This is a genomic window from Pantoea sp. CFCC18179, from assembly GCF_059412405.1.
The window spans coordinates 131,750-147,248 of sequence record NZ_JBNBPM010000009.1 but is presented as its reverse complement, the minus strand read 5'-3'; the positions used below and the strand labels follow the sequence as shown (position 1 = coordinate 147,248).

Below are 15,499 nucleotides of genomic sequence, written 5' to 3'. Positions count from 1 at the left end.
GAGAGTTGAGCATGCCCATAAGCGTTAGCTCACGGGCTGCGCAGTGTATCGTAGGCGGGGGGAATTAGCCTTGGAAGATTGTGCGGTTACTCACCGGTTGGGATAACTTTGCCGATATACGGCAAATGGCGATAGCGCTGCGCGTAATCGATGCCGAAGCCGACTACGAACTCATCTGGAATGGTAAAGCCAACGTATTCCACGGTGACATCCACTTCGCGGCGCTCTGGCTTATCCAGCAAGGTACAAATCGCCAGGGATTTTGGCTCACGCAAGCGCAGGATCTCGCGCACTTTGCTCAGCGTATTGCCGGAATCGATGATGTCTTCAACGATCAGCACATCTTTGCCACGAATATCTTCATCCAGATCTTTGAGGATTTTCACATCGCGGGTGCTCGACATGCCGCTGCCGTAGCTGGAAGCGGTCATGAAATCGACTTCATGCGGCACATCGATGGCGCGGCACAGATCGGCCATGAACATAAAGGAGCCACGCAGCAGTCCCACCAACACCATTTCGCTGCCGCTGTCGCGGTAGTGCTCGCTAATCTGCTTGCCCAACTCGGCAATACGGGTTGCGATCTCTTGCTCGGAGATCATCACATCGACAGTGTGTTTCATTGCATGCGTCCAATTACGGTTTTTGGAAAGCCACGAAGTCTATCATAGTCGAACCGGCGTCTGATGCCGCGCACACAAAGCAAACGATTTCGTGGCGAAATTTCTTCTTTCCGTATTAAGGCGCAGGCGGGAATGCGGGATTCGCAGCGGGCGCAATCTGCTGATAACGGGCAATCAGCTGCTTGAGGTGGGTTTCCGCCTGCATCAATTCGAGCTGGCTAGCCGCATCACCCTGCTGTTGCAAAACGCGCAATTCTTCTTCGAGCGGCACGCTGCTGTTGAACGCCTGCGTCATGTTATACACCGCGGTTTTTAACTCACTCACCGTCACATACTTACCGCGTCGCTCATCCACGCCATCCAACCGCTGCGCCAGCGCCTTGAGTTGTTGCATGCCTTGATCCCAACCCAACATTTTCTCGGCGGGCAGCGCGGCAACATCCACCGGTTTGGACAAATCAAGATTAGGTTGCGGTGGTACAGGCGGCGGCTGAGTGAAATAGAATCCAGCCGCAATTAACGCGCTAAATAACAGCGCGCAACCGGCACCGCCCGAAAAAGCACGCCAGTTAAATCGCGGCGGTGCAGGCGGCGGCAATGTCGAAGAGGCAACGTAAACCCAGCCGCTGGATGAAATAGCTGCGGGCAACAGCGTGGCGGGCGGCGCGACGCTTTCTTCAGCGATAGCTACGATCTGCGGCGACTCGCTGCGCTCCAGAATCAACGCAGCGCTGCGGATGCGATCCAACAACGGATCGATCTGGCTAAGCTGACGAAGTTCAAGCCGTTGCAGATGATCGCCAGCCTCACTGAGCAAACGCGCGGCCTGATTCAATGCGGTGAGATCGGCTTCGCTCAACGTTTGCGTGCGTAAAAACTGCTGTAAACGACGGCTCAGCCCGGCCAGCAGTTCGATACGTGTATGCGCTGGCTGCGGCCACAATGCCGGCCATTCACGGGTGATCAGCGCCACCAGCACCGCCAGCCCTTCCGTCATACCCGCCGTTCCAGCCGTGTTAGCGCGCGAAAGCGTGTACCAAACGGCGCTTTGCAATTCGACGCCGTTTTGCTCGAACAGCGTTAAACACAATGAGGAAACCTGCGTCCAATCGACATCTGGACGCGCCGGATGCGTGAGTTTCTGCATTTCCTGACGCAGCGTTGCATATTCGGCGAACGTGCGCGGATCGCCGCCGGTTTTGACAAAACGAGGTTGAGATGAAGTCATTGCTGTGTTCCAAAAAAGATCAAAGTGCGGCGCGCACATCTAAATAGTGTTGCTGTTTCATATGCCGAATCATCACCCGCCCTTCCGGCATAAATTCGGTGCCGAAGCGCACTAAGCCAATTTCTTTTAATTCGGCGTCAATCGCATAGCGCAATTCGCCGGGCATGTTTTGCTCGAGCAAAATCACCTCAATGCGTTTCAGGCGCGGCTCGTATTTCAGCAGCACCTCGGAAAGCGTATACAGCAGCTGATGCGCAGTGCCGGGCATGCCCTGCAAAATACGCGTCATGTCGGGCAGGCCGTAATCGGGGAGATGCGACAGCGATCCGGCGCGGCTATTGAGGATGCGCTGCATGTTGTCCAGCACCGATAGGATCACCTGATCCTGCTCTTTAACACGATCCAGCTCTAATCCGCCGGCAAAACTGCCTTTTAACAGCTCATACAGCGACGGTTGATGGTTGAAATGACTCATGATTTTGGTGCTTCAATCAGGCGCAGGCTGTGGCTGCTGAGTTCGATCACCCGCGCTTTATCGGGATCAAGATCGTTGCGTTCCAGCACCAGTCGCCAGTTGTTTTTCGTCATATCTGGCTGCTGAAATAGCGCCACCACCGCGACAAACTGCGTCTCTTTTTCCATCGGCATATTCAGCGATACGTCGCCGCCCGGCGTCAACACCACGTCGCGGTCAGCCAACAACTCAGACTTGAGTACGTCCGTCGCATCGCCTGTGAGTTGTTGATATACCGCGCCATCAAAGGTGTTGCGCTCGCGCAGCTGGAACACACGCACCACCACCGGCTGCGACAGCGGATTGTGCTCGCGGCTGTCGCTGTTCAGGCTTTCGCGCGCAGTGAAATCGAGATGCAGAGTTTTAATTTGCTTGTAGAAAATCGCATCGAATGCTGACGCGGTGCCGTCGCTGACTTTCTGCTGCAAGCCGCAGCCGCTGAGCAACACAAGCGCGCTGCACATCACAATTTTAATCAAAGTGGTAACTGACACGTCGCTGCTCCTCGCAGGGGTTGGCCGGGCTCATGCCTGAATAGCAGCCCAGTTCGGTGGTAAAAGTTTGGGGAATATCATCGATTGCGCTGTCCGCGCCAAGTACGCCTGTCATGCCGAGCCAGAACGGCGCGTCGCCCAGTTCCGGCGGCGCCAGCAGCTTTGTCTCAAGACATAGCCGAATGCGCGCGCGATAGCGCCAGCCGAGATAGACACGCAGCATCACCAGAAAATCCTGATAGAGCTGGCCGTCCGGCAACCAGCGCTGAGCTTCGTCCGGGCAGGCGGTTTGCAGCTCAATCAGCAGCTGGCTATTGGCGTCCATCGCTTCATCGCCGAGCGGCACGTTGCCGTCCAGCACAAATTCGCACTCAAGCGGAGTGCTGACCGGCACCGGCCGCAGACAGTGCGGCTGCACGCTGACTGAAGTGCCGGGCGCGAGCAAATGCACCAGCGCGCGGATGCCCTCTTCGGTACGGCCCGGCTGGCGCATCACGCCAAGCAGCGCCAGAAAACGCGAAACCGGCGTGGCGATATGCTTGCCAGTGCCGGGAATACCCAACCCCACCAGCCCAAGCAGCGATTGCGATGTACTGTCGCCGCCGCCCGCTTCGAAGGTTGCCGGATATGAGTATTTGCGCCAGATGCGATAAAACTGCGTCAGGATGCGATGGTTGAAAATATCGAGAAAGCCCTGCAGCGCTTCATGGCCTTCATCGCGCTGGGCAATGTCATCGATATAGCTGCCGGGCAGCGGTGAATCCACGCCGTATAAGCCCAAAAAAGTGGTGCGCACCACCGGCGGCGCGGCGGCATCGGTTTCATGATACTCAACCGCTTTCAGCTCACCTGCCGGAAAGCCCATACCGGGATGCGGCAGCAACCTAACCGCATCATTTCCCGGCTTGCTGGTACTGCCGAGCGGTGGCTTATCTTTATGCTGATGTTCAACCAGCTGACAGAAGCGGTAAAAGTTCAGCCGCGTCAGCTCCTGCTCCAGCCGGGGCGTCAGCCGGAGATGCGGCGATTGTGCTTCTCTTCCCATACGAGGCGCTCTCCGGTCGGTTGCAGGATTAAAATCAGGCGGTTAAACAGGTGGATATCGGTGTACAGCGCGAAGAAGCGGCTGAGCATTTCGCCAAACAGGCAGATATCGCCGCTGCCGGCAAAGCCGCTGCTGTCGAGAGTGATTTCAATCTGCACGCCGCGCAGCAGATAGCCCTGCTCAAAGCGTTCGGTCTCTTTGTGGCAGACATGCAGGATGGCATCCAGACGACGGCGGTTCATTTCGCTGTGCGTCCAGTCGTACAGCGCCAGCGTGCCACGCAGCACCTCGGCGTTGTCCATCATCCACAGGAAGCTCGAGCCAAGATGGCTCAGCACGCGCCAGTGGAAGCGGTCACGATTGGGCGGATAGCACGGCAGCGTCGGCGCGCACAGGTTACGCACCTGCATTGCCACGTCGGTGCTGCTGACGGCGGTATCCAGCAACGTGCTCTGCAGCGCGCGGCGCGGCAGCTGGCCGTTGGTGCCGGTGACGCTCACCGACAGGCTTTCGTTCTCCGGCAACGTGTGATTATCAAACGCTTCGCCGCCGAGGATCATCCAGGTTTCATGCAGCCCGGATGGCCCGCGCCGCACGCGCGTGTGGAAGTAATGCTCCGGCGCTTCGTGGCGCAGCATGCCGCCTTTGTGGCGGAAGCTGCTGAACGGCACGTACGGCTGATTTTTCGATGAAACCACCGAATCCACCGAGTAGATTTCGGTGTGACCGTCCTGCACGCGCATCGGGCGCAGCATATATTCGGTCTGCAATCCGTTGATCATCAACGGGTCAGATTCCATCGCGAACAGGTTAATCACCGGCACGGCGTTGAGGCGCAGATGCTTTTCGCTGAACTGGAAATCATGCTCCCAGCGCTCGGCCAGCACCACGTCGAGCTCAAACCACGGCAGCGATGCGGGCAGCGTAACTTGCTCCAGCCCGCGTAGGTTCACCGCCATAAACTTCTCGCGGAAGGTGAAGTACTCCAGCAGCAGCTGATAGCCGCTGAAGCTGCCTTCATCGCCCGGCCACAGCCGATCTTCCTCGCTGAAGCCCTGCGCGCTGAAATGCCCGTCAAAACGTCGGCTGTCGGTTTCGCCCGGCAGGCGCAGCGCCATACTGGCAACGTTGAGCGTCAGCGCTTCGTGCAGCGCGCAGGCCAGCGGTGCATCGGCGTTGAGATACAGCGGAATACGGCTGACGTCGATGCGGCTCCAGTCGGCCAGTGCGCCACCATTGAAGCGCAGGCGGACAACTGAGCGTCCGGCAGCATCGGTGGTTAATTTTGCCGACTCCAGCGCTAGCGGCAGCACCTGCACGTCACGCGTGGTGGTGTAGCGACAGCGCGTGGCTTTCTCGCCCACTGGACGCGATATCACCTCAAAGCCGCGCGCCAGCCGCATCGGCTCCTTCATCTCACGCCAATCGGGCGTGAACTCCACTACCGACATCGACGGAATGGTGCGCAGATAGTGCGGCCACAGGAGACTGACCAGCCCTTCGGTGAGTTCCGGCAGGTCGTCGTCGAGCTTTTCACGCAGCCGCCCGACCATAAAGGCAAAGCCTTCGAACAGCCGTTCAACGTAAGGGTCGCGGGCACCGGCTTTGTCGAGATTGAGCATTGCCGCCTGCTCAGGGTGCGCGCGCGCGAACTCTTCGCCGGCTTCCTGCAGGTAGCGCATTTCAGCGTCGTAATAACGCAGGGTTATATCGTCCATGGTATTCACTAAGTGATGTGCCGCCTGAAGGTATCAGCTAGCAGGGAATGAAAAAGCGGATGTTAGCCGCAGAGGATGGCGGCTCTGACTGGGTCGAGCGTGATCAGGCCGGACAACAATAGGTCCATTTCTGGCTGAATGCGCGTACGTTCACTTTCACTGCGCGCCGCTCGGGCACGCAGCAGCTTCAGGCGTCGGGCGCGCACTTCAAACAGGAGCGTCGGCTCCCACTGCGCAAGTGTCAGCGAGCCTGCATGCTGATTGAGTTCATCCAGCAGATGCAGCGCCATTTCACTCTTGCCAAACTGCTCGCACACCCGTGCCATCAGCAAGCGCACCAGCCACTGATCGCGTGCGCTGTTGATGCCCGGACGCATTTGCAGCCAAGCGAGCGCGGCTTCCACGTTTTCGGATTCCGCTTTTTCCACCGCCTCACTTTCCAGCGACAGAATGTCGTTATCTGGCCCGGCGACTAACGTGTCGTTCTCCATTAAGTGAACATCGCCCATCACTTTTTGCGCGATCCAGCTGCGCGTCACTTCATCGGCAAACGGCGTGCCGTCTGAATAACAGAGTGTGTCCAGCCCCGGCAGCCTTGATAGCAACCCGTGTAAATCCTGCTGCACGATGTTCGCCAGCGCTGCGCTTTTCTCCTGACGATTCAGCGCTTCATAGGCGTACCACTGCAAATCGAACCACACGTGATTGATGGCCTGCGCAAACAGCGAATCCGTCAGTTCCAGCAGTTCCGTCCAACTTTGTTGCAGATAAAGGCGTTTGAGGTGCGCACGATGTTCGGGTTTCGGCGGAGGTAAACGCGTATTACCGCCGGGTCCGAGCGCGGGAAGATTGAGGATGGTATCCCAACGTACGCTTTTCATCAGATGATGGGCTGAAAGCCAGCCGCCGGGCTGTTCACGCAGGTAATTTGCCAAAACTTTCGCCTGTGCTTTCAGCGTTTCGCCGGAGTTAACCGGCGCGAGTTCAGCAAGCGATGAATCATCCACATCGGCATGCGTTAGGCTGTTGAGTGGCACCATCGCGCTGGCTCCCCCGTTCTGAGCCAAGCGCAGCTCCAGTGCGCGCAACAGCGGCTGAAGCCCGTTGCGTTCATCTTCATTGAGCGCATCTTCAATCAGCAGCAATGCACCGCAAATGCGGCAAACCCGCGCGATATCGGCTTCCGGCCACAACGTCAGGCTATCGAGCATCCTGCCGCTACCCAGCCAGGCCAACGCGCCTTGGCGACTGCGGCTGCGTTGTGGATGAAGCTGGTCACCAAACTGATGTAACGCGGCAGCCAGCAGTTCCAGTCCTTCAGCCAGTCCCTGCTCGCCGTCCTGATGCAGACGCGCCCAGGCATAAAAGGTGATCACCCGGATATCCTTACTCACCGTTGTCAGCAGCGATTCAGACAGGCGGGCGATGGTGTCAGTATCAAAGCCGGAAAGCTTGTTCACCTCTTCACGGATCTGCATAAATTGATCGTCGTACGCCGGATCGTCTCCGGCTGGCAACGCTTCACTGATCGGCTGAAGCCAGCGCGCCCAGTCGTTGCAGCGCTGTTGTGCCTGATTTCTGAGCGTGGATTGATCCACGCCGCAGGCAAGAACCAGTTCGGTCATTGCGCTCATTATTGTGCTCCATCCATATCGATATTGATGTCATCCGTAACCGCTTCGCGTGGTGCCATCGCTTCGGAAGCACTTGCTGCATCCACGCTGAATATTTCCGTCGGCAGCGTAAAACCGCGCAAACGCAGCAACGCCAGCGGACCATCACGCATCTGCGTACGCAGCACCCACGTTAATGTGCGTTTATCCGGCGTGGTGAAACTCAGCAGCCAGCGGCTGCGATCGAGACGTTCACGCTTCGCCTGTTCCAGCCAGCGGATAAAGCCCCAGGTTCCGGGATAATCGCCGTAAATTTGCGCGCTGCTTTTCACACCGGTCCAGGTCAGCAGCGTACCCGGTTTCAGGCTGTCGCCCGGCCAGCGCATTGCCTGCCACGTTGCCATCTGGTTGAAGTAGCGCAGCGGCTGTCCATCAAGCATCAGTTGGGTTTCCACCACGTCTGGCGCAGCGCGGCCCTGCAATTCAAAGCTGATGCCCTGCGTGCCGTCGGTAAACAGAATATCGGACAGCTCGCGCAGCTGGTTCACCGCCTTCAGGAAGGCGGGATTGAACGTCAGTCCCTGACTGTGCGCCGCATCCGGCACCCAGCTGCTGCCTTCTTTCTGCAATACGCCACCGAGGCGGCTGCTGAGGAAGCTATCGATCCGTCCGGCGTCGCGGCGAATGAATTCCGCCAGCATCGGCAATGATGCATCGCTTTGCCCGGCGGCAAACGGATAGCGCCCGTCAAAGGCGGTGCGCCAGTTTTCCACGATGGAGCGCTGCCACTGTGCGTTCAGGCTCGCCGCCGACGGCTGCAGGATGGTTTCCCACGCCTGCGTCAGCGGCTGCACGAACATCGTTTGACCAAAGCCACTCCACTCTTCGCCGAGGCTGGCCGCCATCAGGCTGCCGTACTGCTGCGTATCGGTGAGATCGACGCTTTTTCCCTGGAACACCGTCTGCGCCAGCGTTTGCAGCATCTCCTGCGGATCGGGCGCGGCGGCGACCTGCTGCAGACGCAGGCGCACGCGGGTGATGCGGGTGAGATAGGTTTGCAACGTCAGGCTGCTGTCAGCGGCCATCAGCTGTGAACCGCTGTTTTTGCCGGTTAGCGCTAGCAGCGGGCCGAAGGTCACATCCAGCGGCCCTTCTGGACCGGTGGCTTTCTGGCTGATAACCGGCTTGTCTTTCTGACCGATCAGGTCTTTGGCCGAATTAATCAGCGTGTCGGACAGCGCCTCGCGCTGCTGGCCGGTTTGCCCCTGCCACGCCAGCGTGTTCATCAAAGCAATCAACGGTGACTGGCGCACATCGCTCATTAGCGTCAGTTGATCAGTGACATCAGCAATGTTCTGCGCCGGATTGAGGCGAATACCATTGAGGAAGTTGAGCCAGCTGGCGGCAAAGTCACTGAAATAGCGCTGGGTCAGACGCGCCTTCAGCGCTTCAGGGGAGATCTCTTGCGGCACCGCATTGCGGTTGTCGCTGAGCACCCAATCGATTTCATCGCGTCGGGTGTTGGCCGCTTTCTCGATTTCCTGGCGCACACCGCCTTCCCACGCCGGGCGTGTAAACACGCCCGGCACTTTGTCGTCACTGCTAAATAGCCGGCGCATATCGGTGCCAGGCGTCATGTCTTCTAAAGTCAGATCGGTATAGTTGCGGCGCACGTCGCGCAGCACGTTCTGATACAGCGTCATCTCGGCATTGCGCTGGCCGGTCTGCAACAGCAGCACCTGACGCGCCTGGCTGAGTAGCGATGCATCAGGTTTGATACGCCAACCCGGCTGCGAAGGCAACGACGCGGCATAGAATGCCCATAAATCCGGGGCCAGCGTTTGCCACAGCGCTGTTGAGATGCCGTTGTAGTTTGGCTGAACGCTTGCCATGGTTTGCGCATAAAAAGCCGCATCCGCACGTTCCGGCCGCGCCATCATCAGCCACGCCTTTAGCTGCTTATAGCCCGGTTGCGCCAGGGTTACGCGTAGCGGGCTGGCGGCAGGCAAACCCGCCAGATAGGTCAGTTTCTCTTCCAGCGCGATGCGTGCAGGTTCATGGATCAGCTTTTGCGCTGACACGCCATACCACGGTAACAGCGCAGCGTGCAGTTGCTGCGTATGGTTAATGCCAAAGCGTTGATACCAAGGCGCGCCCTGTTCCAGCCAGTGCTGCTGCTGTCCGAGATCGTTACGCAGAGCATGCAACGCAATCAGCTGGGTGTCATCGACCTGATTGGCATTCACCAACATCTGGGCTTTATCTGCCGCACTGACTATCTGATGCCGGTTGAATAAGGAGGAAGCCAGCATACCCGCGCCAGCCAGCAACATCAGGCTCATAACCGACCAGGCAAGCGTTTGTTCCCGCGGTAATCCAGTACGACGACCTTTGGCGTGGTCCGATGCGATCCCTTGCCAGATCGCGCTGTCAGTTAACGCATGAGGATGCATGCTCGCCTGCGCGGGGATTGCCTGTGGCAGACTGAACATCAGACCGCGCAGCAAGCTGCGACGCGCCGGATCCAGCCACGGCGTTAAACGCTGCTGCCAGGCCTGGCTTTCGCCGCTGGCGAACTGTTGCGACAGGCGCAGCAGCCAGTCGTGACTGAGGCTGTGATCGACCTGCGCCAGGCCGCGTTCACGCAGCGGATCAACCAGGCTTTCGAGCTGCTGAGCAACATCTTGCGGCAGCGCTTTTGCTGGAAACACTGCGCCTACCGCGTTGTTTTCACGCTCTGGCTGCGGCCAGTCACTGTGTCCCAAGTGCCAGATCCACACCGGCGCACGCCAGCGCAGATCGGTAGCGATGTTCTCCAGCGAACGCAGCGCCGCATCGCTTTTTTGCGCTGTCAGAGTGGAATTGGAATCTTGTACCAGCACAATGCCGTCCAGCGGACGGCTGCGGCGCAGTTTGCGCAGGAGCTGAACTGTGGTGGTGTTCAATTCAGTCTCCAGGCTGGCGCCGTGAATTAACACTACGCCAGCGCCTTCCAGCCACTGCTGTTGAATGAGTCCCGGAATAAGGGATTCAACAGCGGCCTCTTCGCCGGTGATCAGTAACAGACGCACTTTCCGATGCCATAACCAGCCGTAGCGCGCCTTGAGATGCTGACGCAGTGCCAGCAACGTGCTCGGTGCGCGGCTATCCGTTGCGCTTTTTTGGGATACAACGGGTTGTAACGCAACAGATCGTTTTATCCATAACCGCCAGCCCATTACCGCGATGACGGAGAGACTGCCTGCAATGATCCAGATAAGAAAACTGATCAATAGCATTGGGCGCAGTTGTTCCCACTCGGTAGTCAGTTGCAAAGAGAGCCACCACCAAAGTCCGCTACCGACAATGTCGAATAAAGTGACGAAGATAAAAAAAAGGGCTGCGGTTGCCAGCGGCGAAGCGACTGAAGGCTTTTGATCCTTATCCATAAGTTTTAATAATTCCCGTGGTATATCCCGCGGTCAGATCGCGTGCAATCCAGGCGCTGGGTTTTCCTTGTTGTTGCGTATTGAGTGCGGCGAGTGACATGAGCACTAACGCTGCCATATTGCCCGTTATTCCCCAGTTAGCATCCTGTAGGTGGTGCGTCAGATTCCAGCCATCGAGGGAAGCAAGCTCATTCTCAGGGAGCGTGAAAAGCAGACAGGCGTCAGGCGGCTGATTGATCTCGCTCTGTTCAAGCGCGCGTTGACAGGCATTTGCCAGCGTGGATGTGTCGCAAATTTCACCGCGATTTAACCGCACCACGCCTTCCCGCCCCACCAACCACAGCACTGCCGCTTCTCCGGCGGGCAGATCTTTGCTAATCGCGGGCTGTGATGCACAACCTGCGATAAGAATGGTTTGATCCACTGTTGAATTGGCTATTTTCTCGATAGCCGTTGCTAACGAAGCTTCCCCCAACCAATTCTCTGGATGTTCTGGCAGTAATAGCTCAGGAAACGTAACAGATGCTTGCTGCGTAAATGCTTGCCAGGCTTTAGGCGATCCCAGCCAGAAAAAAAGGCTGGGAGGTGATGCTAAGACATCAGGCCGCTGTTTCCGCCACTGCAGCACCAATAAACTCGCTAACCGGGCTTCACGTGCGCCTGAGTCTTTAGTGACGATTTGCGGCAATCGCAATGCTCGGCCAGTCGATTCCATCACTGGTTGCGGTGAACGATGCTCTCGCAGCAGCAGTCGGGACCAATGCTGCGGCTCAGTACCTGAAGGGCCGAGCAACACAATATCTTGCAGCCCAATCACTTGCCGATGCTGGTGCCACCAGAGATGTTGCTCATACTCGACCAATTGCTGGTAAAAACGCCCGTTATGCAAGGCACAGCGGTACCATAAGATGCGTGCTAGCCACGTCAGAAACAGCAACGTAGCGATCACCGCCGATGCTGCCAGGGTATTCACACCACGCTGTTCAACGGGCGTGAGTAAAGCGATAACGGCAGAGCTGAACGATATCAACGCCACCCCAACAATCAACCAGCGCTTATTATTGGGGGATCGGGGCGGCGAGCGTGGCGGAAAACTGGGCGGCATTCTCACGATGCGATACCGCAATCCGGGAATGAGCTGACCAGCGTGCAGCCACAAGCACATTTATGACCATGCAATGCCGCGGGTTGACCATCGAAGCGGGTTAACGCGCTACCTTCCGCGATGGTTGTCATGCCGTGTTTATTGCACTTCACCGGATCGCCTTTTACTGCAAAACCTTTGCCAAAGCAGTTGTAATGCCCGGCCAATACCTTGCCGCCATACTCGCGCAGGGTATCGCCTTCACGAATGACCTTAGCCATAGTGTTTTCCTTAACGGTGGGAATTTCAGGCGAGCTTTGATTGGGCTGTTTCAAGCAAGCCGGAATTAACAATGCTTTTTACCTTGGCAAAATATTGGTCGGCTGCCACTGCCTTTTGTTGCTGTACAACTTCACCGGGCTCCTGGGTGAATTGTTTGAGTTCAGCAGCATGAGGTAATAAAGGCAGCGGCGCTTTGGTGAGCCAATCCAATGCTTCCACTTCAAACGAAACCAGCGTTACGGTACCGGCAATTCCGGCAACTTTTTCCAGAACAGATTTACGTTTTAAGCTGAAAATAACGCCTCCCGCTAGAGTGGCGACGCCGACAACATTTCCGGCGATGATCAGCGGAGAGAGTGATTTATTGCATTTTTTGCCGAAATAAATCATGCGATAGCGGAAATAGCTGCCCCAGGGTTCACGCGAACCGAGAAAGGCATGCATAAACCAGGCGCGGGAATCGTGTATTTGATCATCGAACAGTGCGCGAACAAGGCCGGATTTCTCGTTGATGTCGCGTGCTTCATCCATGTACGGGAAAAGAAACTCCTCTTTCTGCTTGCCTTCGGTTTTCATTTTGCGGTCTTCGGCTGGTTCATCATCGGTGTTCAGCAGGAAGACCGTCTGCTGCAATCCGACATCCGCAATGGTCTGTAGCAAGCTGGTTTGGCTGCGGAACACGCCACGATAGTCCTCGGCAAACTCTTGAGCCGCTTCCTTTAACTGGGTCTGGCCCATATCTGGATCAAAATCTTTCGGGCCTGGCTCCTGAATATGATCTTTCAGTTGCGCTTCCGACATACCTTCCATTTCTTTCTTACGTCTGGCGCGTGCGGCGCCCTGAGCCAATTCCTGTTCTACCTTTGCTGACTCGCGGACTAACGGCATGGACTGTGTATCCGTTGCATCTTTATAAAAAGGGAGATTTATTAACTTCCCTTTTGCATAGCGATTAATGCGCCAGCCGGTAATCCATGACATTTGTTCTTCAATCGCGACTTCCAGGCAAACCGGAGCCAGCGCGGGAACATAGTTCGCTGCATCGGCATCTTCGATTTTTACAGGAGTGGAGAGGTTTAAGGTGAGTTCGCGCCAGGCGTTGAAGCGTTTTATTAAGTTTTCTGATACGAAGAATTGTGCAGTTAATTCCACATCCATCTTTCGCCAATCATGAGTAGCAAATACTCCAGTCAGACTTGTTTCTGGAACCTTCAATGGCGCTCCTGCCTTAAATGCATATGAATACATATCACTTAAAACAATTTGAGAAAGTAAGAGTCCGTCATGTTTCGCTATTGCTTTACCTTGATCTCCGGGTGGATATCCACCACCAATATCAGAATGCATGCCGGGGTAAATAATTTCCTCACTGTTGGCCGGATAGCAACCTGTTGAGCGGCGTAATGAATCTAAGGGAAAACAAAGACGCTGTTCGTGAGCTGAAACCATATGGACACAGCGTTTAATAAATCCTTCAAAGGTCTTTTCTGCGGGCAATTCCATGGTTTCATCTGCCCAAGAGGCATGCCCATCGACAAAAGGCAGCATATGGGTTGTTCCTACGCTTGCAACGGTGTCCAGCAAACCCAAGAATTCAACGCTTAGCGGGATTTTTAGTCCGTCGACTTCCAGACACTGTTCGGGCTTGTCCTTGCCTTTTTCAGGCGGCGGCAGCAACTCACTCAACCAACGCACAAAAGTACGAGCGGTGGCAGCACCGCGAGAAAAACCATAGATATAGAGTTTGATACCCAACAATTTGGGTTTGCCTGGTTCAGGATGTTCAAGTGCAGGCTTAAGCTTATCTTTTAACAATCTTAATTGATTAATGAACTCTTCATAACGATTATGGCTACCGCCAAAGCCTAATCTTGTCCAACTGGCTGCCATATTACCAATTGCAGTACGGCTCTCTCCTACTGATATAGTTTCACTATCACTTCCAGATTTACTTAATGATCTTTTCAATACATCAATAATTCGTAACAGCGCCCAGTTAATTCTGTCTTCCCCCTTACGGGCAAATGCCAAACCCTCCATGGAATAATCAAGATCATTTATTTCTGGAAACGGGGTGCCAACACCAGGAAGATAGAACTTAAAATACTTATCAGCACCGCTATCAAATAATCCATCAGGAGTTTGAACACCACCCGCATAACCACTGCCAATTGTGGCTTGAAATAATCTAGCAATATTGGTTGGATGTTTTACTTTCGATATATAAAAATCGTTATTTAAGTTGTTTCCAGTGCCATCAAAAAAAATACTGATATGCAGAGTCTTGCAACATGGAGGTTCCACCGTACGACCAACTTGTATACACAGCTCCTGGCGGTACTGTAATTCATAACTATCCTGTTTTTTACAGCTACTCCCTACCAATCCCGCTTCAGTAGGCAATCTCCCCTGAATTGGAAAAGCAGGAGGATACCAGACAAGGCTTCTTTCCGTTACTTTGGACATACTTTAGGCTCCTTCATCCTTAAAGGCTCTTTAATCGGATAAGACGGGCTTCCGGGAGTTAAGCAACTAGTGGTCACTTTTATTTCATCACAAGGAAGAAAGTGGACCGTAATTCCGCATGTATCTTTGTTCTTATATTCTGGGACAAGGATATTTTTACTGTGCTTTTTATTTTGCTCTCTCATTTTATTTAGCCATGCAAGATATTTCTCATCATCACCAAAACCTGGAAACCCTTTTGATCCTCCTACACCAGTTTCCCATTCAACTTTCACAGTCATTCCTGGGTGCCAGTTACCTGGCATGCCAAAGCAACATGCACCACCGCCGCCCTGGTAAGGACCAATAATGTCTATACCTGGTTGTCCATTGACGCTAAAACTGTTAATTGCCCAATGCGTGTGATTGATTGCAACTATTACCCCCGCTCTCGCATCATTAGCTAATAAAGCAAAGAATAAAATCAACAACGATGGCAGCATTAAATAAATACGATTTACTTTCAACATGCTTTTGGCTCCTTCATCCGCAAAGGTTCTTTAATGGGGTAAGATGGGCTTCCTGGAGTGAAACAACTAGTTGTCACCTTAACTTCATCGCAGGGAAGAAAATGCACAGTAATTCCACATGTGTTTTTTAAAGTATATTCAGGAACTAGAACATTCTTACTGTGTTCACGATTTAACGCCTTCATTTTTTTCCTCCAAGATAAATATTCGTCCCACTTATCGTACCCCGGAAATCCATCCGTATCTCCTGATCCAGTCTCCCAATCAACCCTAACCGTCATTCCTGGATACCATTTAGCCGGTATACTAAAGCAGCAAGCACCACCCCCACCTTGATAGGGGCCAATAATGTCGATACCAGGTTGACCATTAATGCTAAAACTATTTATTCCCCAGTGCGTGTGGTTTATAGCAACAATGACACCCGCTATTGCTTTATTCGCAGACAAAGAAAAGAATAAAACCAACAACGCTGACAGCATTAGATTAATATGA

Annotated in this window: 13 protein-coding genes; all 13 read right to left on the bottom strand. The window is 54.8% G+C overall.

The features are described 5' to 3' along the window. Positions 1 to 86: 86 nt before the first annotated feature. The 13 genes from hpt to tli1a (ACPUC7_RS17335) all read right to left on the bottom strand — a co-directional run bounded on the left by hpt (position 87) and on the right by tli1a (ACPUC7_RS17335) (position 15,486). Complete coding sequence (gene hpt, locus ACPUC7_RS17395) at positions 87 to 623, bottom strand: hypoxanthine phosphoribosyltransferase (RefSeq protein ID WP_343553234.1); 537 nt, start codon at positions 621 to 623, stop codon at positions 87 to 89. Between the two features lie 115 nt (positions 624 to 738). Continuing rightward, positions 739 to 1,851 (bottom strand): VasL domain-containing protein, encoded by a 1,113-nt coding sequence (locus tag ACPUC7_RS17390; RefSeq protein WP_494923847.1) that lies wholly within the window; start codon positions 1,849 to 1,851, stop codon positions 739 to 741. 19 nt (positions 1,852 to 1,870) lie between these two features. Continuing rightward, a complete protein-coding gene (gene tssE, locus ACPUC7_RS17385) occupies positions 1,871 to 2,326 on the bottom strand; it encodes a type VI secretion system baseplate subunit TssE (protein ID WP_494923846.1) in 456 nt (151 codons plus the stop codon). Further along, positions 2,323 to 2,859 carry a type VI secretion system lipoprotein TssJ gene (gene tssJ, locus ACPUC7_RS17380; protein ID WP_494923845.1) on the bottom strand — a complete coding sequence of 179 codons (537 nt, stop codon included), beginning with the start codon at positions 2,857 to 2,859 and terminating at the stop codon, positions 2,323 to 2,325. Before tssJ ends, tssE begins: the two co-directional genes overlap by 4 nt. Continuing rightward, a complete protein-coding gene (gene tssG / locus ACPUC7_RS17375) occupies positions 2,837 to 3,904 on the bottom strand; it encodes a type VI secretion system baseplate subunit TssG (RefSeq protein WP_494923844.1) in 1,068 nt (355 codons plus the stop codon). The genes tssJ and tssG overlap by 23 nt, the downstream gene beginning before the upstream one ends. Beyond that, positions 3,868 to 5,622, bottom strand: a complete 1,755-nt coding sequence (gene tssF, locus ACPUC7_RS17370) for a type VI secretion system baseplate subunit TssF (protein WP_494923843.1) — start codon at positions 5,620 to 5,622, stop codon at positions 3,868 to 3,870. The genes tssG and tssF overlap by 37 nt, the downstream gene beginning before the upstream one ends. A 62-nt stretch (positions 5,623 to 5,684) precedes the next feature. Next, entirely contained in the window at positions 5,685 to 7,256 is a 1,572-nt protein-coding gene (gene tssA, locus ACPUC7_RS17365; RefSeq protein ID WP_494923842.1) for a type VI secretion system protein TssA, read from the bottom strand. Next, positions 7,256 to 10,663, bottom strand: coding sequence for an ImcF-related family protein (locus tag ACPUC7_RS17360; protein WP_494923841.1), 3,408 nt, complete (start codon positions 10,661 to 10,663; stop codon positions 7,256 to 7,258). The genes tssA and ACPUC7_RS17360 overlap by 1 nt, the downstream gene beginning before the upstream one ends. Further along, complete coding sequence (locus tag ACPUC7_RS17355; protein WP_494923891.1) at positions 10,656 to 11,768, bottom strand: KPHS_23130 family T6SS system protein; 1,113 nt, start codon at positions 11,766 to 11,768, stop codon at positions 10,656 to 10,658. Before ACPUC7_RS17355 ends, ACPUC7_RS17360 begins: the two co-directional genes overlap by 8 nt. A gap of 2 nt (positions 11,769 to 11,770) precedes the next feature. Further along, positions 11,771 to 12,028: a PAAR domain-containing protein gene (locus ACPUC7_RS17350; protein WP_494923840.1), complete on the bottom strand. Its 258-nt coding sequence runs from the start codon at positions 12,026 to 12,028 to the stop codon at positions 11,771 to 11,773. Between the two features lie 25 nt (positions 12,029 to 12,053). Then, complete coding sequence (locus ACPUC7_RS17345) at positions 12,054 to 14,495, bottom strand: T6SS phospholipase effector Tle1-like catalytic domain-containing protein (RefSeq protein ID WP_494923839.1); 2,442 nt, start codon at positions 14,493 to 14,495, stop codon at positions 12,054 to 12,056. Further along, positions 14,483 to 15,001 (bottom strand): Tli1a family immunity protein, encoded by a 519-nt coding sequence (tli1a, locus tag ACPUC7_RS17340; protein ID WP_494923890.1) that lies wholly within the window; start codon positions 14,999 to 15,001, stop codon positions 14,483 to 14,485. The genes ACPUC7_RS17345 and tli1a (ACPUC7_RS17340) overlap by 13 nt, the downstream gene beginning before the upstream one ends. Continuing rightward, positions 14,998 to 15,486 (bottom strand): Tli1a family immunity protein, encoded by a 489-nt coding sequence (gene tli1a / locus ACPUC7_RS17335; protein ID WP_494923889.1) that lies wholly within the window; start codon positions 15,484 to 15,486, stop codon positions 14,998 to 15,000. The genes tli1a (ACPUC7_RS17340) and tli1a (ACPUC7_RS17335) overlap by 4 nt, the downstream gene beginning before the upstream one ends. Positions 15,487 to 15,499: the final 13 nt, after the last annotated feature.